The following is a 22,932-nucleotide window of genomic DNA, read 5'->3' on the forward strand; positions in this document are numbered from 1 at the left end:
TGCAAGAACCGGCGTCGATGCAGCAAATGCTGCTGCTGATGCAAGCAAAACCATTCTGATGTTCATTTACCAATCCATTCCTTTGTCGATCGGGGCTGGCTTCAGATCGGGTAGTCGATTTGAAGCCGGCCCAGTTTGAACAGCCATCTCGGCGTGCGGATCGATCGAACCGCCAAACCGTCATCACATACAAGGCTCTATCAAGCAATTCTCGATACACACCAGATGGGTTCTCACGGTCCATTTTCCCCGACAACGTGATTTTTATACAACAATTTCAAATATTTATAGAAAAGACATGCCAAACGGCTCCGCGACGGAAATCCTCCATCGCAAGCCGCAAACGCTACACCCCGTTGTCAAATTCTCCACCGTCCGACCCCCGTCGAACATGCTGGTGAAGCGCATAAACTCTACCGCCGGCTAACAAGCACAAACAAGGTGGCGGTTTAGAACATGGTGTCCTGAATTCGATACCAATGAGACAAAATTATGACATATCGCCCATTGGTTTCATCGACCATAACCCCGGAATCCTTACCAGGCTATTCACTTTTACAGGAATTATGGGCGATTTGAGCGTTTTTTCGCTATTTTTGAGGCTTTTTTGCAATCACCGACCGCACATGCCAGAACTCGGTCTGCCGAACCGGCATTCCCGCGTGCGGCCAGGGCGTCACACCTCGCCTCCAACGGGCATATCCCCGGTCAGACTCACGTCTGGTCCCAGCCCTCGTTGGATTTTGCATGATCGCGTGCGGTCACGGCCGCACGCTTGGCCTCAATCCTCGTTGGACTTGGCATTATCGAGAATCATGTAGTCGAGCGGCAGTTGCGTCGAATACTTGATCTGCTCCATCGCAAAGGCGGAGGAAACGTCGCGAATCTCGATCTTGGCGATCATCCGCTTATAAAAAGCGTCATAGGCGGCGATATCGGGCACGACGACTCGCAGGAGATAGTCGACGTCGCCGCTCATCCGGTAGAATTCGACCACTTCGGGGAATTCGGCGACCACCTCGGAAAAGCGGCGCAGCCATTCGATTGAATGGGTGGCAGTGCGAATCGACACGAAGACGGTGACCTTGGTGTTGACCTTCTCCGGATCGAGAATGGCGACTCGGCGCTTGATGACGCCGTCTTCTTCCATCTTCTGTATGCGCCGCCAGCACGGCGTCGTCGAAAGCCCCACTTTCTTGGCGAGATCGGCAACGGCAAGCGTCGAATCTTCTTGCAGAAGACGCAGTATTTTTCGGTCGAGGCGATCCATGCGCACAACAGTCCTTTCGAATTATTTTCTTTGTATAACTCGATTCCGCGCAACGAAAAGAATTTTGTTTCAGGAAAGCAGCATTTTCGTCCGTTCCTGCAGGACCGGGAGCAATTCTTTCTCGAACCAGGGATTGCGCTTCAGCCAGCCGCTATTGCGCCAGCTCGGATGCGGCAGCGGCAGCACCGCCGGCGATCGGTCGGACAGAAGACTGTCGCGCCATGCCCGCACCGTCTCGGTCATATTGTCCTGCCTTTCGCCGGCCATATGCCAGGCCTGCGCATATTGGCCGATAACCAGCACCAGTTCGATCTGCGGCATGGCCGAGATCACTCTTTGCCGCCAGAACGGTGCGCATTCGCGCCGCGGCGGCAGATCCGCGCCCTTGTCATCATAGCCGGGAAAGCAGAAGCCCATCGGCACGATGGCGAATCGGTCGCGGTCGCAGAAGCTTGCCCTGTCAACGCCGAGCCATGATCGCAGCCGGTCGCCCGATGCATCGTCAAACGGCAGGCCGCTCTCATGCACCCGAAGCCCGGGCGCCTGCCCGGCGATCAGGATGCGCGCGCTCGATGAGATCACCGCCACCGGCCGCGGCTCGTGCGGCAGCCGGTATTCGAGGCCTTTCGCCGGTGCGTCGCGACAGATGCGACAGGAGGCGATCTCATGCCGCAGCATCTCCAGCATGGCTTCGTCGCTCATGGCTTTACTCCCACCCGACGATCTGCCCGATGAAGCGCAGAGCGCCATCGAAACCGGAACTCTGGCGCGCATGATCGCGCACATCGCGCGGCCGCTCGAAAGTCCCGGCCCAGAGACCGGCCTTCTGAGCCTTCGCCTCGGCCTCCTCCTTGCCATAATCGCCATAGGAAATCGCCATGCCCCGGCGCACCATGGCGGCATTGATGTCGCCGCCCGTCCCGTTGCGGCAGATGACGAGCAGCCTTTCGTAGCGGTCGTGCCGGCTGCCCCGACAAAGCGTTCCCGATGCCAGCACCATGTCCTGCAGCGCCTCGCGCGCCGCGCGCCCGCAGGCCCAGGCTTTCCCCGCCCGCTCGCAGCTCTGGTTGAGTTCCGGCGCATCGATGCCTTCGAGGCGCAACCGTTCGTCTCCCAATACCAGGCTGTCGCCGTCGGCAGCATGGAAGGCGCCTGCATGCTCGATTTTTGCTGCATCGTTGAGCTTGGCGGCGATCAGCGCCACGAGCGCCAGCAGGGCAAAAGCAATCACGCCGTCGCGAATCAGGCGCAGGCCCCGTGTCACGCTTTTGCCTCCTTAAAAAACAAATCCTTGGCAAAGATGGCAAACATCTTCTTAAGAATTGCCGGTTAAGCTCTTATCCACCCTGGGATGAAGTTTCAACGTGCACATGAGTACCGGCGTAAGCACATCGACCGACAAGATCATCGTCGACAGGTCGCGCAGCCACCGCAACAAGGCCGTTTCCAAGGCCGTGCGGCAGACGCGCGAACGTCTTCAGTCCGGTCATGCGTCAAATTCCTCCTTCGATCGTGACGTTCTCAACATGTATGTGGCATCGGTGCTGCAGGGCGCGACGATCATGCCGCTCTTCGTCGTCATCATCACCGCGCTTGGCGTCTATTTCACCCAGAACACGCAATTGATCTTCTGGGCGCTGCTGACACTCACCTGTCACGCCGGCAATATCCTGCTTGCAAGGCGCGCGCGCCGGCAGGAGATCACCGCCGAGAGCGCCCGCAAATGGCGCCGCCTGCTGCTCTCCAGCCAGTTCCTGATTGGCTGCTGCTGGGCCGTCTTCGCATTGCAGGGCTGCGACACCTGCGAGCAGTCGAGCTTCATTCTTTATAAGGGCGCCACTCTGCTGATCGCGCTCTCCGTCACGGCGATGTCGAACTTCATGCTGACGCCCGCCGTGCTCGCCGCCTTCTCGCCGGCGGTCCTGGCGCTTGCCGCCAAGAGCGGCCTGTCGCGCGACCTGCTCGAAATCAGCCTCACGGGGCTCTTCACCACCACCCTCGTCTTCTTCAATTATATCAGCGACCGGCTCTTCAAGTCGAACCTCAGAATCCTTTCCTACCAATCGGAGAAGGACGACCTGATCGCCGAGCTGGAAGTGGCGAAATCGATGTCGGACGAGGCTCGCCGTCGCGCCGAAGAGGCGAACCTCGCCAAGTCGCGCTTCCTTGCCTCCATGTCGCACGAACTCAGAACCCCGCTCAACGCCATCCTCGGCTTTTCCGAGGTGATGTCGGCCGAAGTCATGGGGCCGCTCGCCAATCCGACCTACAAGGAATATGCGGGCGATATCCACCGCTCCGGCCAGCATCGGCTCGCTCTCATCAACGAGATCCTCGACCTGTCTCGCCTCGAGGCCGGCAAATACGAGTTGAGCGAGGAGGCGATATCGCTGCGCGATATCACCGAAGATTGCATCGGCATGGTCCAGCTGCGCGCCCGCGCCAAGAATATTGCCATTTCGGACCAGTTCGAGCGGCAGCTGCCGGCCATCTGGGCCGACGAAAAGTCGATGCGCCAGGTGGTGCTCAACCTTCTCTCCAATGCCGTCAAGTTCACGCCGCAGGGCGGCGAGATCCACGTCAAGGTCGGCTGGACAGCTGGCGGTGGACAGTACATCTCGATCAAGGACAATGGCCCCGGCATTCCGGAAGAAGAGATTCCCGTCGTCCTGTCGGCCTTCGGCCAGGGCTCGATCGCCATCAAAAGCGCCGAACAGGGTACTGGCCTCGGCCTGCCGATCGTCCAGGCGATCCTTGCCAAGCATGACGGTCAGTTCCTGCTGAAATCGAAGCTTCGCGAGGGCACCGAGGTCATCGCTATCCTGCCCGCCAAGCGCGTGCTCCAGAGCCTGCCGGCCGTCGAGGAGGCTCAGGCCGTCGCGCGCAAGCGCAAGAGTTTTGCCTGATTCAGCGAAAGCATGATGCCGAAAAGTGTGAGCGGTTTTCGGGCAAAATCATGCTTCAATTTTTAGACTTGGATCCGGATGACACCGGCCGATCCCGCGTGAAATCAACCGGATCCAAAGAACAGGTGTTTGCCGAGGACGAAGCCGAGATAGAGGCAGCAGGCGGCGATCATACAGGTCACCGCGAAGGAGCCGAGATCCTTGGCGTGTTTGCCAACGATTGAAATCTCCGGCGAAATCCGGTCGATCACCTCTTCAACGGCGGTATTCATCGCCTCCATCGAAAAGAGCCCGAGAAACAGAAGCACCGCGACGACGATCTCGCCCGCAGTGGCTCCCACCAGCGCCAGCGCCGCGATCGAAACGATGAAGAAGCCAAGTTCCTGGCGGAAGGCCGCCTCTTTCAGCACCCGCAGGAAGCCTGCCCAGGAATAGCTGGCGGCGGCGATGAAATGCCGAAGTCCGGTCTCTTTCGTCACCGCAGGCTTCGTCAAGATGCCCTCTCCTCTTCCCGTTGCATCACAGACCGGGAGAGGCTTTGCCGTCTCCTCTTTGATGAGCGAATACGCAAATACCGAATCCACTGGAGGCGCGCAAGCGAAGGCGTTCGGATCGACGGCGCCGACCGCGGCCTTAATGCTTATTCGACACACCTGCCTGGGCGAAGGTCGCCATGCCGGAATGGCAGGCGGCGGCCGCCTTGACGATACCGGCGGCAAGCGCCGCACCGGTGCCTTCGCCGAGCCGCATGCCGAGCGCCAGAAGCGGCGTCTTGCCGAGCATCTCGATTGCGCGAAGATGTCCGGGCTCGCCGGAAACATGACCGATCAGGCAATGATCGAGTGCGGACGGATTGGCGGCTTTGAGGACCGCCGCCGCTGCGGTCGCGACATAGCCGTCGATCAGCACCGGGATGCGTTCCATGCGGGCGGCAAGGATGGCGCCGGCCATCGCCGCGATCTCGCGGCCGCCAAGCCGGCGCATGATCTCAAGCGGATCGTCGAGATGGTCGCCATGCAGCGCCACCGCCTTTTCCACCGCCGCGATCTTGCGCTCCAGCATTTCGCCTTCCGAACCGGTGCCGGGTCCCACCCAGTCGCGCGCCGAGCCGCCGTAGAGTGCATAGTTGATCGCCGCAGCAATCGTCGTATTGCCGATGCCCATCTCGCCGATGCAAAGCAGATCGGTGCCGCCGGCGATCGCCTCCATGCCGAAGGCCATGGTCGCGGCGCAATCGCGCTCGGAAAGCGCTGCCTCCTCGGTGATGTCGCCGGTGGGGTAATCGAGGGCCAGATCGAAGACTTTCAGCCCGAGATCATAGGCGACACAGATCTGGTTGATTGCAGCACCGCCGGCTGCAAAGTTCTCGACCATCTGTTGCGTCACCGTTGGCGGAAAGGGCGTGACGCCCTGCCTGGTGACGCCGTGATTGCCGGCAAAGATCGCCACCAGCGGCCGGTTGACGGCAGGTGTGCGGCCGGTCCAGGCAGCAAGCCAGAAGGCGATTTCCTCGAGCCGTCCGAGCGCGCCCGGCGGCTTGGTCAGCTGCGCGTCACGTTCGCGCGCCGCCACCAGCGCGCGGGCATCCGGCCCCGGCAGGTCACGGAGCAGGGTACGGAAATCGTCGAACGGCAGGCCTGAAACGCTCATCTGTGCGGTTTTCCTATGAATCCGGGTATTCTTGTTTTTTTCCCGCAAATCAGCTTCTTTGCGGGTGGCCACTCTCTTAAAGCGGGCGGACGAGGCGAACAACTCCAAAAGCGCCGCCGCGACCATAAGCCGAGACCTCCGGCAGAATGAAGCAGAATGAAGATCAAGGACTATGCGGTCGATACCGCCCGCGCCGTCGCCTTCCTCAGCCGCATTCCCATGCCGCAATCGCTGTTCAAAGGTTATGACGGCAGGCTCGGCCGGCTGGTGCGCGCCTTTCCCTTTGCCGGCATCGTCATCGGCTTCATCCCCGCACTTGCCCTCCTCCTCCTTTTGGGGCTGCGTGCGGACCCGCTGATGGCAGCCTTGATCGCGCTTTCCATCCAGGTCCTCGTCACCGGCGCGCTGCACGAGGACGGTCTGGCCGATACGGCCGACGGCATCGGCGGCGGCAAGAGCCGCGAGCAGAGCCTGCTCATCATGAAAGACAGCCGGATCGGCACCTATGGCGCGATAGCGCTGATCCTCTCCTTCGCGATCCGCGCAGCCGCGCTTGCTGTGATCGCCCGCCATTCCTCGCCACTCACGACAGCCCTCGCCATTCCCGCCGTCGCGGCTCTCAGCCGCGGCGCCATCGCCTGGCACTGGCAGCGGTTGGCACCGGCAAAGGCCGATGGCGTGGCCGCCTCGACCGGCCAGCCGGACGAGGCGGCGATGCAGTTTGCGCTCGCCTCAGCCGGCCTCGTCGCGGCGCTTCTGATCTGGCCCGCATTCGGCCTGCGGCCGCTGGTCGCAAGCCTGCTCGCCACCGGCATCGCAGGGTTTGCCTTCACCGCTTTCATCCGCCGCAAGCTTGCCGGCCACACCGGCGATACGCTGGGCGCGACGCAGCAAATTTGCGAGATCGCCACTCTTTGCGCCCTTGCCACGGCACTTTGAAACTCCGATATATCCTTCATGCAAACACCCTGCATTCACCTCTGCTCCTTGGAGCCCACCACCGGATTTTGCGCCGGCTGCGGCCGGACTCTTCAGGAAATCGGCAGCTGGACGAGCTATTCCGACGCTGAGCGAAGGCGGATCATGACGCTGCTGCCGGCAAGGCTTGCAGGCGCCGTCACGGTGCCGAACCATATGAAATCAAGCCTCACCCGTGGGCCGGAGCGGCCTTTATGATCCGTTTGACCGTCTTCCTCGTCGTGATCGGCATCGGCCTTGCCGTGCTGATCCTCAACAGTGACAACAGCCGGATCCTTGGCCTGCAGAGCGATGACTTCGGCCGCGTCGTCTATCTGCTGCCGATCGCGCTGATGCTGTCGGCCGGCATCTGGGCGAGCCGGCGCAGTGTCGGTGAAACGATGCGTCAGATGATGATCTGGCTGGTCATCATCCTGGCGCTCGTAACCGTCTACCTCTATCGTCAGGAAGCGCTCGGCGTCGGCAACAGGCTGCTCGCCGGCCTCGTTCCCGGCCGCGCCGTCGTCGTAACCACAAGTGAGGGCGGCCAGGAGATTATCCTGCACAAGCTGCTGAACGGCCATTTCAAAGCTGATGTCGCGGTCAATGGCCAGACGGTCGAGATGCTCGTCGATACCGGCGCCAGCATGGTGGCGCTGTCGCGCGAAGATGCCGAAAGGATCGGCATCGATCTCTCCCGCCTCACCTATTCCATGACTATCATGACAGCCAACGGCCGCGGCCGCGCAGCACCTGTCACGCTTGACCAGGTAGCGATCGGCCCGATCATCCGCAACAATGTCGCAGCCAGCGTCGCCGAGGATGGCCGGCTCGACCAGAGCCTGCTCGGCATGAGCTTCCTGGAAACGCTGGGCTCGCTGCAGATGCAGACCGACGAACTCCGCATGCGCGATTAATTGCGGTTCCGCCGCTTTACGGCGACGACCGGATCTGGCAGCTTGAGCGGAAGAACAACAAGACCACAAAGAGCAAAAAGAAACTCCTAGTCTGGTGGCACCACATGTTCGGCCGGCCTTCGCCTCAGGCGAGGCCTTGACCTATGGGTGCGACAGGAGTTTTGCAATGAATTCACTCTGGCCGATCGTCATCGGCGGCGTTCTGCCCGCCCTGTTCTGGGGCATTACCGCCATCTTCCAGAAGCAGAGCGCCACATCAGCCACCGGCTCCGCCGTCTACCTGATCGTCTTCGGCGCTGCCTGCGCGCTTGCCGGGCTGATCGCCGCACTTATCTGGCGCCCTGCCCCCTGGACCGCCGAAGGTCTCGGTTTTGCCGCCATATCAGGCGCCTGCTTTGCCGTCGGCACCGGCCTCATCAGCTTTGCGCTTTTCACTTACGGTGTCCCCGTCTCGAAACTCGCCCCAATCTGGAGCTGCAACGTGCTGGTGACACTGGCAATCGGCGCCGTCTTTCTCGGCGAAGCCTCCGAGCTCGACATCGTAAAGCTCGTCGCCGGCACCCTCCTCATCATCTCAGGCGCCCTGCTCGTCAGCCGCGCCTGACGGGAAACTGGCGCAATACGCGTAGCACAAGATGAGCAGTTCGCCGCCAAATGCTCCTGCGTTGCAGCGCCTTCTGCTTTGTTGATATCCTGCATCAAGGCGCCACTGCGCGCCATTCCGGAGCCCGACATGAACCCACGACAATTGAAGACATTCCTTGCGGTGATCCGGCACGAAAATCTCACGCGCGCCGCTGCCGAGGTCAATCTCGCTCAGTCAAGCCTCAGCGACCAGATACAGGCGTTGGAAGAGGAAGTCGGCGCAGAACTCTTCCTCCGTTCTCGCCAGGGCGTCGTCCCGACACCCGCAGGCGCGGTCCTCAAAACCTACGCCGAAGAGATACTGGCGCTGAACGAGGAGGCGAAGACCGCCGTCAGTGCTGCAGCCGGCAACGCCGGACAGTCCATCACCTTGGGGACGCTCGAAACCATCGCCGCCGAAAGGCTGGCGCCGTGGCTGTCACTCTTTCGCAAGAAGAACCCAGATGTCGGCCTCAAGCTCAAGGTCGGCGGCAGCGGCGAGTTGCTGGCACAATTGCAGCAGGGCTCGATCGATATCGCCTTCACCTTCGATCGGGGGCAGCAGAATGAGCGCTTCCTGACACGCCGCATCTGCAGCGAACCGCTGGTGCTGATTGCCGGTCGCGATTTTCAAGCCCGACCACCCGCAAGCCTCGCGGCACTGAGCACCGCACCCTTCGTCGCCACCGAAACCGGCTGCGTCTACCGTTACCTGTTCGACACGGCCTTTGCCGAAGCACACATTGCAGCACCATCAATCGTCACCGAAGCCGACAGCATCGCGACGATCGTCCGGCTCGTCGCATCCGGCACCGGTTATGGCCTCGTGCCGCGCCTTGCGGTCGGCCCAGCCGTAACGCGGGGCAACGTCGTCGAACTGCCATGGCCGGGCAAACCACCCGCAACATCGCTGGTGATGATGTGGCGCCGCCGGCGCGTGCAGCCGCCGGCACTCGCCCTCGTGCTGCAATCGGCAAGCGAACACCTGTCGCCGATCAGACCAGCCGATGCCCGCCTTCGACATGCAGGATAGTGCCTGTCGTGAATTCGTTGCCTATCTGGAAGCGGATTGCATCGGCAATATCCTCGGGCCGTCCAACGCGTCCGGCCGGCAGGCGCTGTGCCATCGCATCAAGTGTCGCCTGCTTGGCGTCGCCGGCGACGAAGCTCCAGATCGGCGTATCCACCCATCCGGGTGACACCGCGTTGATCCGGATCGGCGCCAGTTCGACAGCAAGCGCCCTGACCAGGCCTTCGAGTGCCGCATTGACGGCTGCGACCACTGATCCACGCGCCGCCGGCCGGTAGGCCGCGACACCTGACGTAGTAATCGATCCTGAGGGCGGCAGATGGGCGGCACCATATTTCGCCAGCAGCAGCGGCCCGTAGAACTTGCTTTCGACCACCCTTTGCGCTCGTAAGCTCGATCGAAGGCAGCAGCTGATAGGCGCCTTCGATATCGGCCGCCGTGCTGACGATGTGATCGACCGGCCCGCTATTACCGAACAGCGCCGCGACCTCCTCCTCGCGCGATATATCGACGGCAACCGTCGCCAATCCAGGATGCTCACCGAGATTGCGGCGGGCCGCCGTAAGCTTATCTTCGCTGCGTCCTGCGATCGTCACCGCTGCCCCTTCCCCGAGCAACCGCCTCGCCAGTGCCAGCCCCATTCCGGAACTGCCGCCAACAATAATGATCTTCGCGCCTTCGATCCGGATGTCTGTCATCTGTCATCTCCTTCTCGGCTGATGCAGCAGATGCCTCGGACCGGAACGGAAGAAAAACGGAAAAAACCGATGGTGTCACCGGGTTTTCCGATGGCGGGTATTCGGGTGATTGATCAGTTCCGCAGCCGGTAGCCGGTCTTGAAGATCCAGGCGAGTGTTCTCAGGCAGACCACCAGGAACACCGTGATCATCGCCAGGCTGATCGCCGGGTTGACATCGGCGATCCCGTAAAAACTCCAGCGGAAGCCGCTGACGAGATAGAGCACCGGGTTGAGGTGGCTGACCGCCTGCCAGAAGGGCGGCAGCATGCTGACGGAATAGAAGCTGCCGCCGAGGAAAGTCAGCGGCGGCACGACCAGCATGGGAATGAGGTTCAACTGCTCGAAATTACCGGCCCAGATGCCGATCATGAAGCCGAACAGGCTGAAGGTGATTGCCGTCAATAGGAAGAACAGGATCATCATGAAGGGATGCTCGATCCTGACGTCAACGAAGAGAGTGGCGGTCAGGAGGATAATGAAGCCGATGATCATCCCCTTGGTCGCCGCCGCCCCGACATAACCGAGCAGGATCTCCGTCATCGCCACCGGCGCCGAAAGCACCTCATAGATCGTGCCGGTGAATTTCGGGAAATAGATGCCGAAAGAGCCGTTGCTGATGCATTGGCCGAGCAGCGTCAGCATGATCAGGCCGGGCGTGATGAAGGCGCCGTAGGACACACCCTCCACCTCCTGAATGCGTGATCCCACAGCGGCACCAAAGACGATGAAATAGAGCGAGGTCGAAATGACGGGCGAGATGACGCTCTGCAACAGCGTGCGGCGCGTGCGCGCCATCTCGAAGAAATAGATCGATTTGACGGCCTCGATATTCATTTTTCTGCTCCCACCAGCGCCACGAAGATGTCCTCGAGCGAGCTTTGCCGCGTCGACAGATCCTTGAAGTGGATATTATTCTCACCGAGCCGGGTCAGCAGTGCAGCAATGCTTTCCTGTTCGTTGCCAGCGTCGAAATCATAAGTCAGCCGGTTGCCGTCCGCTTCCAGCGTCAGTCCGTTGCCGGCAAAACAATCCGGCAGGCGGCTCAGCGGTTCGGTGAGATCGAGGATGAGCTGCTTGCGGCCGAGCTTGGCCATCAACGCTGCCTTGTCCTCGACGAGCAGCAACTCGCCGCCGTTGATGACGCCGACGCGGTCGGCGATTTCCTCGGCCTCTTCAATATAATGGGTGGTCAGGATGATGGTGACACCGGAGGCTCGAAGCTCTTCGACGACATGCCACATGTCCTTGCGCAGCGTCACATCGACGCCGGCGGTCGGCTCGTCGAGGAAAAGGATATCCGGCTCATGCGAGAGCGCCTTGGCGATCAGCACACGTCGCTTCATCCCACCGGAGAGCTGGCGCAGCATATTGTCCTTCTTGTCCCAGAGCGAGAGCGCGCGCAGCACCTTCTCGATATGCGCAGGATTGGCTTTCTTGCCGTGCAGCCCGCGCGAAAAGCTGACTGTATTGAACACCGTCTCGAATTGATCGGTGGTGAGCTCTTGCGGCACCAGCCCGATCATCCCGCGGGTGGCACGGAAATCCTTCACGACGTCGTGGCCGGCGACCAGCACCCGGCCGCCGCTCGGATTGGCGATGCCGCAGATGATCGAGATCAGCGTCGTCTTGCCCGCGCCGTTCGGCCCGAGCAGCGCCAGAATCTCACCCTTTTCGACGTCGAGATTGATGCCCTTCAGGGCCTCGAACCCATTGGAGTAGGTCTTGGTGAGGTTCTGAACGGAAATGATGGGGGCCATGCGGGACTCTTGCGGATTCTCGGAAGTTACTTCGGCCCGCTATATAGTCCCTTTGTAACGCTTTAACATCCTTAAGCGCATGAACACTGCATTCACGTGCTGCCAACACAGTTGGCCCAATGGCGTAGGCGACCCACTGACGCAGGTGACGTAGCCGGCATCGGGTCTTCGCGAGAAGCCGACCTCGCCGGCGAAAAGAAAGGCGGCAGCTGGTCTCAGATGTCATCATCCGGTGATCTTCGTGCCCGATAAGAGAGCCGAGGTCAGCACCGGCATCCGCCCCGCCGCCCACCCCTTTGCGGAGCCGTCTCCGGGTGTTCTCGTTGCGCCCCATTTTTGCTGCCTCGGCATGTAGTGAAAGTTATTGTTCAGTCACGAAGTGCTTGGAACCGGCCAGTATCCCCTGTTTAGCCGCGTTCCGTCTTAGCCGGCCCTGCGCCGGCTCTCTTTTTATCTGCCTCTTCTCCGCTGCTCGCTCTTTCCGTGGTCCACTGCGAATGAAAGCGACCAAAGGTGCACCCCTCACATCTCGTCGTAATTGAACCAGTCGAAATCCGCAGCCTTCGCCCGACCTGACGTATCGAAGGCAAACACGCCGGCGAAAGCGCCGGTGAAGGAGCCGTGTTCGCCGCGTCCGCCCTCATCTGAGATCACCCCGGCATCGAGGACCGGGCCGATCGGCTGCCAGGCGCCCTTGCCTTCGGTCTGCCAGAAGAATTGCAGGTCGTTCTCCCGGATTTCCATGGCGAGTTGGACACGACCTTCGGCGGCAATCGCCACACCGCTTTCGGCGGGAAAGCTCAGGCGTCCGTTCGGGTAGTCGCCGTTGCAGGAGAGGATTGTCACGCAGCGGCCGAGTGTTTCGTGCAGCGTCACGGCAAGTGCGTGAAATTTATGGCGGTTGTAGTAGTGCGTCAGCCCCGCCACCTGCTGGTAGGTGTCGGGCGAGAATTCGACCACGGTCTCGGCGCGGAAACTGTGGTGTTCCTGACGGCGAGCGACCAGCGACTGTTCGAACCAGGAGCCGATGCTTTCGCGCGCAACCAGGCGCAGATGGCCGGGGCGATCCGTCAGGTTGAAGATGCGCGCGGGCTCTGGCGTGCGCAGCCATTGGAAATCGGCGGGCAGCGTGCCGCCATCGAAGCTATATTCGCTGCGCATCGGCTTTTCCACGGGCACCGCGCCGGAGAGGCCGGGCACATCGACATCGGGCACGGTGGTTCCGTTTTCGAGATAGAGCCAGTCGTCGTCGCGCCAGACGCACTTTTGCAGGGCAGTCTCGCGGCCCAGCGTGCAGCGCCGCTTTGGCGGCAGCGGCCGGCCGCAAAGATGAGTGTGGTAGGCCTCGCCTTCGGGCGTTTCGACATATTGGCCGTGGCCTGCCCGCTGCAGTACCGCGCCTGGATGATCCTTGGAGGTGATGAGATGCATGTTCGGATGCATCTCATAGGGTCCGTCGATATTACGCGACCGCGCCATGGTGACGGCATGGTCGTAGCCGGTGCCGCCCTCGGCGGTGGTGAGGTAATACCAGCCGTTGCGTTTGAAGAGATGCGGGCCTTCGACGAGGCCGAGCGGGCTGCCGGCGAAGATGTTCTTAATCGGCCCCTTCAGCGCCTTTGCCGCCGGGTCCCATTCCTGCAGCAGGATGCCGTCAAAGGCCGGCGATTTCGGCGAGCCGCCATAGCTTTCGGTCCGGTGGTTCCACTGCATGTTGACGAACCACTTGCGGCCGTCATCGTCGTGGAAGAGCGAAGGGTCGAAGCCGGAGGAATTGACATAGGCCGGCTCGGACCATTCGGCCTCGATCGTGGGTGCCGTGACGATGTAATTCGGCGCATCCTTGAAATTGCCGTCGTAGCGCTTGACGTTGGTATAGACCAGCCAGAACTGCCCGTCGGCATAGGACAGGCACGGCGCCCAGATACCGCAGCTATCGGGATTGCCGCGCATGTCGAGCTGCGATCTGCGCTCCAGCGGCCGGCGCACCAGCGTCCAGTTCACCAGGTCACGCGAATGGTGGATCTGCACGCCCGGATACCATTCGAACGTCGAGGTAGCGATGTAATAATCCGCGCCGACGCGGCAGATCGACGGATCGGGATTGAACCCGGGCAGGATGGGATTGCGGATCATGACAGGGTCTCCTCCGACCGGCGGTGCTTTGCTGTACGTACATCAGATTATAGCAGAAAAAGGCCCGGAAGACTTGCCTCCAGGCCTGACGTGACTATTCGCGTTGGGCGGACTTGGCCCAGAGGTTGATGTCGGCCTCGCGGGCATAGACGTCGATCTCGGCGAGTTCCTCGACGCTGAAATCGAGATTGTCGAGCGCCTTGACGCAATCGACGATCTGCGACGAGCGGCTGGCGCCGATCAGCGCCGATGTCACACGGCCGCCGCGCAGTACCCAGGCGATCGCCAGCTGCGCCAGCGTCTGGCCGCGCCTTTCGGCGATCTCGTTGAGCTTGCGGATATTGTCGATGATCGAGGGGCGGATGTAGTCGCGCTTCAGGAAATGGTTCTGCGCCGCGCGGCTGTCTTCGGGAATGCCACCGAGATATTTCGTCGTCAGCATGCCCTGGGCGAGCGGCGAGAAGACGATCGAGCCCATGCCGACCTCATCCAGCGTATCGAGCAGTCTGTCGTCCTCGACCCAGCGGTTGAGCATCGAATAGCTCGGCTGGTGGATCAGGCACGGCGTACCGAGCTGCTTGAGGATCGCGGCTGCTTCGCGCGAGCGCTGCGAATTATAGGAGGAAATGCCGACATAGAGCGCCCGGCCGGAACGGACGATATGGTCGAGCGCGCCGCAGGTCTCTTCCAGCGGTGTTTCCGGGTCGAAACGGTGTGAATAGAAGATGTCGACATAGTCGAGGCCCATGCGCTTCAGGCTCTGGTCGCAGGAGGCGATCAGATACTTGCGGCTGCCCCATTCGCCGTAAGGGCCGGGCCACATGTCGTAGCCGGCCTTGGAGGAGATGATCAGCTCGTCGCGAAGCCCCACGAATTCGCTGCGCATGATTTCGCCGAAGGCGGTCTCGGCGCTGCCGGGAGGCGGACCGTAATTGTTGGCGAGGTCGAAATGGGTGATGCCGAGGTCGAAGGCCGTGCGGCACATATCGATTTTGCGGTCATGCGGCGTGTCGCCGCCGAAATTGTGCCAAAGGCCGAGGGAGACGGCCGGCAGCTTCAGGCCGGAACGGCCCGTGCGGTTATATTTCATTTTCGAATAGCGGTCTGCGGCCGGTTGCCAGCTCATGATCCCAATCCTTAAAAGCAATTCCGCGAAAAGCGTGCAGCATTTTCCCTGGGAATTGCGCGTAACAAACGATCGAAGCAAAAAGGCGCGGGCTCATCGCCCGCGCCGACAATAAGGTTTCGCGGGCCTACTTCAACAGCGCCTGCGCCTCTTCGATGCCAAGCGCGGCCGGTTGCGTGCAGGTCGTGGTCAGGTCGATGAAACGACCCTCTTCGCCCGATTTCAGGATCGAGGTCATGACGTCGACGCCGTGCAGCGTGCGGTCGAGCGAGCAGCGCGCGTCGCGTCCCTCGATCAGCGACATCGCCATGTCGGCAAGGCCGGCGGTGCGGTAGTTGGCGCGCGACCCGTTCGGGCTTTCCTGGTTGATCTTGCCGAATGGATGCTCCCAGGCATCGAGCGGCTTGATGTCCTTGTCGCGGCCGCTTGCCTCAACGGTGCCGCCGAAGAAGTTCGGATCCGGCACGTAGAGCGAGCCGTCGGTGCCGTAGAGCTCCATGTTGGCGTGGCGATGCGACCAGACGTCCCAACTCGCCGTCAGCGTCACCGTGGCGCCGTTGACGAATTCGAGCAGCGCCTGGATCGTCGTTGGCGTTTTGACCGGGATGATCTCGCCGTTACGCGGCTGGCTGGTGATGGTGCGGGTCGGCGACGCCATTGAGGTCATGCCGCCGACACGTTTGACCGGGCCGATCAGGTTGATCAGGTTGGCGATGTAATAAGGGCCGAGATCGAGGATCGGGCCGCCGCCCGGCAGGAAGAAGAAATCCGGGTTGGGATGCCACATCTCCATGCCGGGGCTCATCACGTAGCAGGCGCCCGAGGTCACTCGGCCGATGCCGCCGTCGTCGATGAACTTGCGGGCGAGCTGATGGGCGCCGCCGAGGAAAGTGTCGGGCGCGCAACCGACGGCAAGGTTCTTTTCCTTGGCGATGCGGCGAAGCTCCTCGCCCTCTTCGAGCGAAAGCACCAGCGGCTTTTCCGAATAGACGTGTTTTCCAGCCTCGAGGATCGCCTTCGATACCCGGAAATGCGCATCCGGGATCGTCAGGTTGACGACGACGTCGATCTCGTCATTGACGAGAAGCTCATCGATCGTCTGCGCTTTGACGCCATATTCCTTGGCGCGCGCCTCGGCCGCCTGAGCGTTGATATCGGCGCAAGCCAGCACCTTAAGCCCCTTGAAGAGCGGTGCCAGTGAGAAGTAGGTGGTGGAGATGTTGCCGCATCCGATGATGCCGACGCCAAGTTCCCTGGTCATGATGAAGCCTCAGTAGGTCTGGAAGGATGCGATCGAGCGGCTGATATTGCGGTCGATGTCATTCGGGTTATCGTGTTCGACGACGTAGTGCTTGGCCTTGGTGGCGCGCAGCGCCGTCATCAGCCTGGCCCACTCGACCTTGCCGTGGCCGACATCGGCCCAGCCGCTCTCATCCGTCGCCTCGCCGGCCGGTGCGATGTCCTTGACATGCACGGCGGTGATCCGCGGTCCGAGCTTCTCGATCCAGGCGAAGGGATCGGCGCCGCCGCGGATCACCCAGGCGATATCGGCTTCCCAGGAAATGTCGGGCGCGCCTTCGAAGATGTGCTCGATCGGCCGCGAGCCGTCCTGCAGCTTGAAGAATTCGAAATCATGATTGTGCCAGCCGAATTCGTAGCCGGCAGCCTTGTAGGGCTTGCTGATCTCCTGCAGGCGCTTTCCGAAGGCGGCCCAGCCGGCAGCGTCGGACGGGCGTTCCTCGGCGGCGAGATGCGGCGCATAGATCGAATCCATGCCGAGGATCTTGGCAATGTTCAGAGACTTCTCGACCTCCTTCTCCAGGAAATCGGGGCTGAAATGGCCGCTCGCCATGACCAGGCCATTCTTGTCGAGCTCAGCGCGAAGGCTCTTCAGCCCGGCATCGTCGAGATCGGCATAGATGCCGCCGAAGCCTTCGACCTCGGCATAGCCTGATTTGCCGAGCTTTTCGAAGATCGCCGAATAAGGCTGGAAGTTGCGGGCACTGTAGAGCTGGTAGCTGAGTTTCGTCATCATGTTCTCCTTGGGCCTCGTGCCCATTCTTGCAAGATCAATCCGCCGACTGGCAGGAATACAGGTCGTAGAACCGGAACTCCGGAAGCGCGCCACGATCAAGCGGCCGTGCCGGGGTAAAGGTGATGCGGCGGCTCTCGCCGGCCGCAAGATCGAAGGCGTTGTCGGAATATTTGCCGTCGGTCTCGGTTTCGATCATCACGAAAAGCGCAAGTCCCCTAGCGGTGACGTTGATGTCGACGGAACCATTCTCCTCGACATATTCGTGGGTGACTGTCAGCCCCGCGGGCTCCAGCTCCAGCGCCTTGTAGGTACCGTTGACATGATGCCCCTCGCCGCCCGTGCCGTTCGACGCGGTAAAACGCCAGGCAAGCAAGGTTCCCTCGGGAATATCGGAAACGTCGATGCTCGTGGCAGTGACGGCCGCATCCGGCGAACATATGGCCTGTACGTCTCTCAGGTGCCGGCGCTCGCCCTGCGTCGTCAGCAGCGAGATCGAAAGGTCGACGCTGACATCGGCAAGCGTGTCGTTGACCAGCGAGAAGCGGATCGTCTTTCCGTCGTCGGAAGGAATGGCAGCGACCGCGACCGGCTGGAAGAAGCGCTTGACGAGATAGTGCATCGCCTTCCAGCGGCCGCCATAGTCGAGGCTCGACCAGGAGGCGACCGGCCAGGTGTCGTTGAGCTGCCAGTAGATCGTGCCCATGCAATGGGGTTTGAGCGACCGCCAGTATTCCACCGCCGTCTTGATCGCCAACCCCTGCTGGATCTGGGAGAGATAGACGAAGTTCGGAAAATCCTTGGGGAAGCGGAAATAACGGAACATCGTGCCGGCGATGCGCTCGTTGCCGCCGGCATTCTTCTGGTGCAGCTCCATGACCGGGGAAGCGACGTTCATGTCCTTCGCCTCGGCATAGGTCTTGATCACAGGCAGCGACGTATAGGACTGGAAGCCGAATTCAGAGCAGAAGCGTGGACGCACCGAGCGGTAATTGTCGAACGACTTGTTCTCGTGCCAGACCGACCAGTAATGCATGTCGCCGGATCCATCCGCATGCCAGGCATCGCCGAAATCGAGATAACCGGACGCCGGGCTCGACGGCCACCAGAGCGCGCCGGGCAGCGCCTTCTTCACCGCCTGCTCGATCGTGCGGTTGAGGCGATCATAGGAGACGAGATAGCGGTCGCGGTCCTTCCGCGATTCCTCGAACCAGGTGAGCGCCCCGACCAGTTCGTTGTCGCCGCACCAGAGCACGATCGAGGGATGCGAGGAGAGCCGGCGCACCTGGTAATCGACCTCGATCGTTACATTGTCGAGGAAGTCCTCGGTCGAGGGGTAGAGGTTGCAGGCGAACATGAAGTCCTGCCAGACCATGAGGCCCAGTCGGTCGCAGAGATCATAGAAATGATCCTGCTCGTAGAAGCCACCGCCCCAGACGCGGATCATGTTCATATTGGCGGCTTTGGCCGATTGCAGCAGGTCTTCTGTCTTCTCGGGCGAAGACAGCGAAAACAGCGCGTCGGCCGGGATCCAGTTGGCGCCGCGGCAGAAGATCTCGCGGCCATTGACCTTGAAGGCGAAGCGACTGCCTGATGCATCCGGCGTGGTGATCAGCTCGATGGTGCGAAGACCGATCTGCTTGGTCACCTCATCAGTCGGCAATTCGACGGAAAGCCTGTAGAGCGCCTGCTCGCCACTGCCGGAGGGCCACCAGAGGCGCGGATTGTCGATATGGAACAGGTGGTTGACATGCGTCTCGCCATTGACGCCGACATCCAGGCGCACGCGCTCGCCGTCGAGGTCGAAATAGACCTGGGCAATGTCTGGTCCCTTGGAAAACAGCGTCGCCGTCACTTTGAGGTCCACCGAGCCGTCGTTATTGTGGGTCTGGCGGGTGACCACATGTTCGATACGCGCGGTTTCGAGCTTCTTCAGCGCGATCGTCCCGTAGAGGCCGAGCGGCGCAATGGCAATGTTCCAGTCCCAGCCGAAATGGCATTGCGGCTTGCGCAGCATGTTGCCGTCGGGGATCGGCGAGTTGCCCGTGCTGTAGGGGATGTAAAAGGGCTGCTGCTTCTGTCGCGCAGCGCCGACAGCGATGTTCGAGGCAAAGACGATGCGGATGCTGTTATCGCCTGATTTCAGCATGCTGGAGACATCGGGCCGGTAGCGGCGGAAGCTGTTGTCGGCTTCGAGCGCCAGAAAGCCGTTGACGTGGACGCTGGCAACCGTGTCGAGATAATCGATATCGAGATACCAGTCGCCCTCGACCTCCTGAAGCGTGAAGCTGCGCTCGACCGCCCATTCGCGCTCGGCCACCCACTGCACCTTCTCCTCATTGCGGCCGAAATAGGGATCGGGGATCAGTCCTGCCCGGTGAAGCGCCGTGTGCACGTCGCCCGGCAGCATGATCGCGGTGCGGATCTCGCCGTCGACAGAGGCGAGCTGCCACGAACCGGAAAGGTCGATGTTGGGAGTAGTTGATCGATGCGTCACGATATCGTTTCCGATTTACGTTTTTGAAAGAGACGGCGCATGGTCGTCGTCCGGTAGTTGTCGTTCCTGAGGGCGTTAAGTCCTCCGCCCTGTCTCATGAGAGGCACTCACCTCTCCTCCCTCATTCCTGTGCTTGTCACAGGAATCCAGTGCGCCCAGGTCCCTGGGCGCGGCAGACTCCCTGCCTGGAGAAGAGTCATTCACGGCGCAGACGCGCCGTGCCTGGATTCCTGTGACAAGCACAGGAATGAGGGCAGAGGGAGCATCAATCGGCTTCCCAAGCAGTGGCCTTGCAAGCAGCCGCCAAAACACGGTAGCGAACCCGACGGCCAATCAAATCCTGTCCTCCGTTTCGGCATCGAAGACCGAGGCGACAGACATGTCGAAGCTGAGCTTCACCTTGGCTCCGACGTTGAAGCGGCGCGCGCCGTTGACTCGTACCGACATCGTGTGACCGGCATGTTTCAGCCACAGCAGATTGTCCGCGCCCATCGGCTCCTCGATATCGACGGTGGCATCATGTTCTTCGCCGCCGGTATTCTCGTTGACCTTGATGTGTTCTGGACGAACGCCGAGCACCACCTTGCGGCCGGGCTGCAGCGTCTCGCTAGCGTCGTAGGCAGCGAGCGAGAAAATGACGCCGTTGGCCGAAAAGGCAATGCCGTCTCCTGATTTGACCAGCTCGCCGTGCAGGAAATTCATCGACGGCGAGCCGATGAAGCCGGCAACGAACAGATTGCGCGGCCGGTTGTAGATCGTCGTCGGATCGTCGAGCTGCTGAATGATGCCGCTCTTCATGATGGCGATGCGGTCGGCAAGCGTCAGCGCCTCGATCTGGTCGTGGGTGACGTAGATCATCGTGTTCTTCAGCGACTGGTGCAGGCGCTTGATCTCGACGCGAAGTTCCGAGCGCAGCTTGGCGTCGAGGTTGGACAGCGGCTCATCGAACAGGAAGACGTCGACATCGCGCACCAATGCCCGGCCGATCGCCACGCGCTGGCGCTGACCGCCGGAAAGCTCGGCCGGCTTGCGCTTCAGGAGCGGCTGAATCTGCAGGATTTCGGAGGCGCGCGCCACCCGCTTGTCGATCTCTGCCTGCGGCACCTTGGCGACGCGAAGACCGAAGGACAGGTTCTTCTCGACGGTCATCTGCGGATAGAGCGCATAGGATTGGAACACCATTCCGATGCCACGGTCCTTCGGCTCTTCCCAGGTAACGTTCTTGCCCTTGATGAAGATCTGCCCTTCCGAGGCGTCGAGCAGGCCGGCGATGCAATTCAGCAAGGTCGACTTGCCGCAGCCGGACGAGCCGAGCAGAACCAGGAATTCGCCGTCGTTAATGTCGAGATTGAGATCCTTCAGCACGCTGACCGAGCCGAAGTTCAGGGACAGATCCTTGATGGAGACGCTTGCATTCATATTCATGAGATCAACCCTTCACTGCGCCGGCGGCGATGCCGCGGACGAAAAGCCGTCCCGACACGAAGTAGACGATGAGCGGCACCAGACCGGTGAGGATCGTTGCCGCCATGTTGACGTTGTATTCCTTCACGCCCTGGACGGAATTGACGATGTTGTTGAGCTGCACGGTCATCGGATAGGTATCCGGCCGGGTGAAAACCACACCGAACAGGAAGTCGTTCCAGATGCCGGTCACCTGCAGGATCATCGCGACGACGAAGATCGGCAGCGACATCGGCAGCATGATCCGCAGGAAGATCTGCCAGAAGCCCGCCCCGTCGACACGCGCCGCCTTGAACAGCTCCTCCGGCAGCGACACGAAATAGTTGCGGAAGAGCAGCGTCAGGATCGGCATGCCGAAGATCGAATGGACGATGACGAGGCCGGTCAGCGTGCCGTAAATGCCGATTTCGCGCAGGATAATGACGATCGGATAGATCATCACCTGATAGGGAATGAATGCCCCGATGATGAGGATCGAGAAGAAAAGCTCGGATCCCCTGAAGCGCCAGTTGGCCAGCGCATAGCCGTTCACCGAGGCGATTGCGATCGAGATGATCACCGACGGCACTGTGATGCGCACCGAGTTCCAGAACCCACGCGACAGACCATCACAGTTCAGGCCGGTGCAGGCCTGCGCCCAGGCCTTCACCCAAGGCTCGAAAGTGATCTCTACCGGCGGCGAGAAGATGTTGCCGAGACGAATTTCCGGCATGCCCTTCAGCGAAGTCACGACCATCACATAGAGCGGCAGCAGATAGTAAAGCGCTGCGACGATCAGTGTGCCGTAGAGCATGATGTTGCGCGCCGACAGCGCCGGGCGTGGTTTCGGGCCGCTGGGGCCGTCGCCAAGCTTCGGCGCAACGGCGTCGATGCCGGCAGCAACGGTGTTGAGAGCTTCTATATTAGCCACGCTTGCGCCCTCCGCCGAATTCCAGATAGGCCCACGGAACGATGATGATCGCGACTGTGACGAGCATCATGGTCGAGGCAGCAAAGCCCTGCCCCAGGTTCTGCGCCTGGAACATGTAGTCGTAGACATATTTCGCCGGCACTTCAGAGGAAATGCCCGGTCCGCCTGATGTCTGGGCGACCACAAGATCGTAAACCTTGACGATGCCGGAGGCGATGATCACGATCGTGGTGATAAAGACCGGCCGCATCATCGGGATCACGATGAAGAGATAGGTCCTCCACATCGGAATGCCGTCCACGCGCGCCGCTTTCCAGATGTCCTCGTCGATCCCACGCAGGCCGGCAAGCATCAGGCACATGACGAGACCCGTTCCCTGCCACAGCGCCGCGATCAGAATGCCGTAGATGACGATTTCAGGCGTATAAAGCGGATTGAAGGTGAAGCTCGTCCACCCGATAGAGCGCACCACCGCCTGAATGCCGAAATCGGGGTTCAGAACCCATTGCCAGACGAGGCCCGTCACGATGAAGGACAGCGCGAAGGGATAGAGAAAGATGGTGCGGAAGGTGTTTTCGAAGCGGATTTTTTGGTCCATCAGCGCGGCGAGCATGAAACCGATGACCAGGCTGAAGATCAGCGAGAGGATGCCGTAGACGGCCAGATTCTCGATCGCCGTCACCCAGCGGGGTGCCGCCCATAGGCGCTGGTACTGATCGAATCCAACAAAGCTCAACCGCGGAAGCAGTTTGGAATTGGTGAAAGAATAAAAGATCGTCCAGAACGTGCCGCCGACAAAGATCACCAGCGCTGTCAGGATCATCGGAATGGACGCAATCTTGGCATTCAGATTGCGCAGTAACTTGTTTGGCCGGCCTGCTCGCGCTTGACCCGTCATAAACACTTCTCCTCAATCG

Annotated in this window: 21 protein-coding genes and 1 pseudogene; 6 read left to right on the forward strand and 16 right to left on the reverse strand. The window is 61.0% G+C overall.

Annotated elements, in window-relative coordinates:
* Positions 1 to 781: 781 nt before the first annotated feature.
* The 3 genes from FY112_RS22090 to FY112_RS22100 form a co-directional block, all read right to left on the reverse strand.
* Positions 782 to 1,270 carry an Lrp/AsnC family transcriptional regulator gene (locus FY112_RS22090; RefSeq protein ID WP_003540387.1) on the reverse strand — a complete coding sequence of 163 codons (489 nt, stop codon included), beginning with the start codon at positions 1,268 to 1,270 and terminating at the stop codon, positions 782 to 784.
* Positions 1,271 to 1,339: 69 nt separating this feature from the next.
* Positions 1,340 to 1,972: a uracil-DNA glycosylase family protein gene (locus FY112_RS22095; protein WP_151519285.1), complete on the reverse strand. Its 633-nt coding sequence runs from the start codon at positions 1,970 to 1,972 to the stop codon at positions 1,340 to 1,342.
* A 4-nt stretch (positions 1,973 to 1,976) separates the two neighbouring features.
* Positions 1,977 to 2,534, reverse strand: coding sequence for a thermonuclease family protein (locus tag FY112_RS22100; protein ID WP_151519286.1), 558 nt, complete (start codon positions 2,532 to 2,534; stop codon positions 1,977 to 1,979).
* Between the two features lie 106 nt (positions 2,535 to 2,640).
* Here FY112_RS22100 and FY112_RS22105 point away from each other — a divergent pair, with 106 nt between their 5' ends.
* The gene (locus FY112_RS22105) at positions 2,641 to 4,176 is read left to right on the forward strand and encodes a HAMP domain-containing sensor histidine kinase (protein ID WP_151519292.1); all 1,536 of its coding nucleotides are present in this window, start codon (positions 2,641 to 2,643) and stop codon (positions 4,174 to 4,176) included.
* Positions 4,177 to 4,280: 104 nt separating this feature from the next.
* On the opposite strand, the gene FY112_RS22110 is transcribed toward FY112_RS22105, so the two are convergent.
* Positions 4,281 to 4,670, reverse strand: a complete 390-nt coding sequence (locus FY112_RS22110; protein ID WP_003560069.1) for a diacylglycerol kinase — start codon at positions 4,668 to 4,670, stop codon at positions 4,281 to 4,283.
* Between the two features lie 139 nt (positions 4,671 to 4,809).
* Positions 4,810 to 5,826: a nicotinate-nucleotide--dimethylbenzimidazole phosphoribosyltransferase gene (gene cobT, locus FY112_RS22115; RefSeq protein ID WP_151519287.1), complete on the reverse strand. Its 1,017-nt coding sequence runs from the start codon at positions 5,824 to 5,826 to the stop codon at positions 4,810 to 4,812.
* Between the two features lie 156 nt (positions 5,827 to 5,982).
* On the opposite strand from cobT, the gene FY112_RS22120 reads away from it, so the two are divergent.
* From FY112_RS22120 to FY112_RS22140, 5 genes are all read left to right on the forward strand, one after another.
* Positions 5,983 to 6,765, forward strand: a complete 783-nt coding sequence (locus FY112_RS22120; RefSeq protein WP_017960794.1) for an adenosylcobinamide-GDP ribazoletransferase — start codon at positions 5,983 to 5,985, stop codon at positions 6,763 to 6,765.
* 18 nt (positions 6,766 to 6,783) lie between these two features.
* The gene (locus FY112_RS22125) at positions 6,784 to 7,002 is read left to right on the forward strand and encodes a DUF1289 domain-containing protein (RefSeq protein WP_017960795.1); all 219 of its coding nucleotides are present in this window, start codon (positions 6,784 to 6,786) and stop codon (positions 7,000 to 7,002) included.
* Complete coding sequence (locus FY112_RS22130) at positions 6,999 to 7,700, forward strand: TIGR02281 family clan AA aspartic protease (RefSeq protein WP_017960796.1); 702 nt, start codon at positions 6,999 to 7,001, stop codon at positions 7,698 to 7,700. Before FY112_RS22125 ends, FY112_RS22130 begins: the two co-directional genes overlap by 4 nt.
* Positions 7,701 to 7,866: 166 nt before the next feature.
* Positions 7,867 to 8,304: an EamA family transporter gene (locus tag FY112_RS22135; RefSeq protein WP_131619771.1), complete on the forward strand. Its 438-nt coding sequence runs from the start codon at positions 7,867 to 7,869 to the stop codon at positions 8,302 to 8,304.
* A gap of 129 nt (positions 8,305 to 8,433) precedes the next feature.
* On the forward strand, positions 8,434 to 9,357 hold the full coding sequence (locus FY112_RS22140) for a LysR family transcriptional regulator (RefSeq protein ID WP_151519288.1): 924 nt from the start codon (positions 8,434 to 8,436) through the stop codon (positions 9,355 to 9,357).
* On the opposite strand, the pseudogene FY112_RS22145 reads toward FY112_RS22140, so the two are convergent.
* The 11 genes and pseudogenes from FY112_RS22145 to FY112_RS22200 form a co-directional block, all read right to left on the reverse strand.
* Positions 9,320 to 10,052 (reverse strand): annotated as a pseudogene (locus FY112_RS22145) (SDR family oxidoreductase). The gene FY112_RS22140 and the pseudogene FY112_RS22145 sit on opposite strands and share 38 nt — an antisense overlap.
* A gap of 113 nt (positions 10,053 to 10,165) precedes the next feature.
* A complete protein-coding gene (locus FY112_RS22150) occupies positions 10,166 to 10,927 on the reverse strand; it encodes an ABC transporter permease (protein ID WP_151519289.1) in 762 nt (253 codons plus the stop codon).
* Complete coding sequence (locus FY112_RS22155) at positions 10,924 to 11,850, reverse strand: ABC transporter ATP-binding protein (protein WP_003540418.1); 927 nt, start codon at positions 11,848 to 11,850, stop codon at positions 10,924 to 10,926. Before FY112_RS22155 ends, FY112_RS22150 begins: the two co-directional genes overlap by 4 nt.
* Before the next feature lie 522 nt (positions 11,851 to 12,372).
* Positions 12,373 to 13,986 carry a glycoside hydrolase family 43 protein gene (locus tag FY112_RS22160; protein ID WP_151519290.1) on the reverse strand — a complete coding sequence of 538 codons (1,614 nt, stop codon included), beginning with the start codon at positions 13,984 to 13,986 and terminating at the stop codon, positions 12,373 to 12,375.
* Between the two features lie 94 nt (positions 13,987 to 14,080).
* Complete coding sequence (gene mgrA, locus FY112_RS22165) at positions 14,081 to 15,112, reverse strand: L-glyceraldehyde 3-phosphate reductase (protein ID WP_131718606.1); 1,032 nt, start codon at positions 15,110 to 15,112, stop codon at positions 14,081 to 14,083.
* 127 nt (positions 15,113 to 15,239) lie between these two features.
* Positions 15,240 to 16,373: a Gfo/Idh/MocA family oxidoreductase gene (locus FY112_RS22170; RefSeq protein ID WP_017988583.1), complete on the reverse strand. Its 1,134-nt coding sequence runs from the start codon at positions 16,371 to 16,373 to the stop codon at positions 15,240 to 15,242.
* A gap of 9 nt (positions 16,374 to 16,382) precedes the next feature.
* Positions 16,383 to 17,144 (reverse strand): sugar phosphate isomerase/epimerase, encoded by a 762-nt coding sequence (locus tag FY112_RS22175; RefSeq protein ID WP_018242361.1) that lies wholly within the window; start codon positions 17,142 to 17,144, stop codon positions 16,383 to 16,385.
* A 37-nt stretch (positions 17,145 to 17,181) separates the two neighbouring features.
* Positions 17,182 to 19,641 (reverse strand): glycoside hydrolase family 2 protein, encoded by a 2,460-nt coding sequence (locus tag FY112_RS22180; RefSeq protein WP_017960806.1) that lies wholly within the window; start codon positions 19,639 to 19,641, stop codon positions 17,182 to 17,184.
* A 333-nt stretch (positions 19,642 to 19,974) separates the two neighbouring features.
* Positions 19,975 to 21,066, reverse strand: coding sequence for an ABC transporter ATP-binding protein (locus FY112_RS22190; RefSeq protein ID WP_017960807.1), 1,092 nt, complete (start codon positions 21,064 to 21,066; stop codon positions 19,975 to 19,977).
* A gap of 4 nt (positions 21,067 to 21,070) precedes the next feature.
* On the reverse strand, positions 21,071 to 22,015 hold the full coding sequence (locus tag FY112_RS22195; protein WP_017960808.1) for a carbohydrate ABC transporter permease: 945 nt from the start codon (positions 22,013 to 22,015) through the stop codon (positions 21,071 to 21,073).
* Positions 22,008 to 22,913 (reverse strand): sugar ABC transporter permease, encoded by a 906-nt coding sequence (locus tag FY112_RS22200; protein WP_012757807.1) that lies wholly within the window; start codon positions 22,911 to 22,913, stop codon positions 22,008 to 22,010. Before FY112_RS22200 ends, FY112_RS22195 begins: the two co-directional genes overlap by 8 nt.
* Positions 22,914 to 22,932: the final 19 nt, after the last annotated feature.

Origin of the sequence: Rhizobium sp. PEPV16, from assembly GCF_008919455.1 — a bacterium.
In the GTDB taxonomy this organism is placed as follows: Bacteria; Pseudomonadota; Alphaproteobacteria; order Rhizobiales; family Rhizobiaceae; genus Rhizobium; species Rhizobium leguminosarum_Q.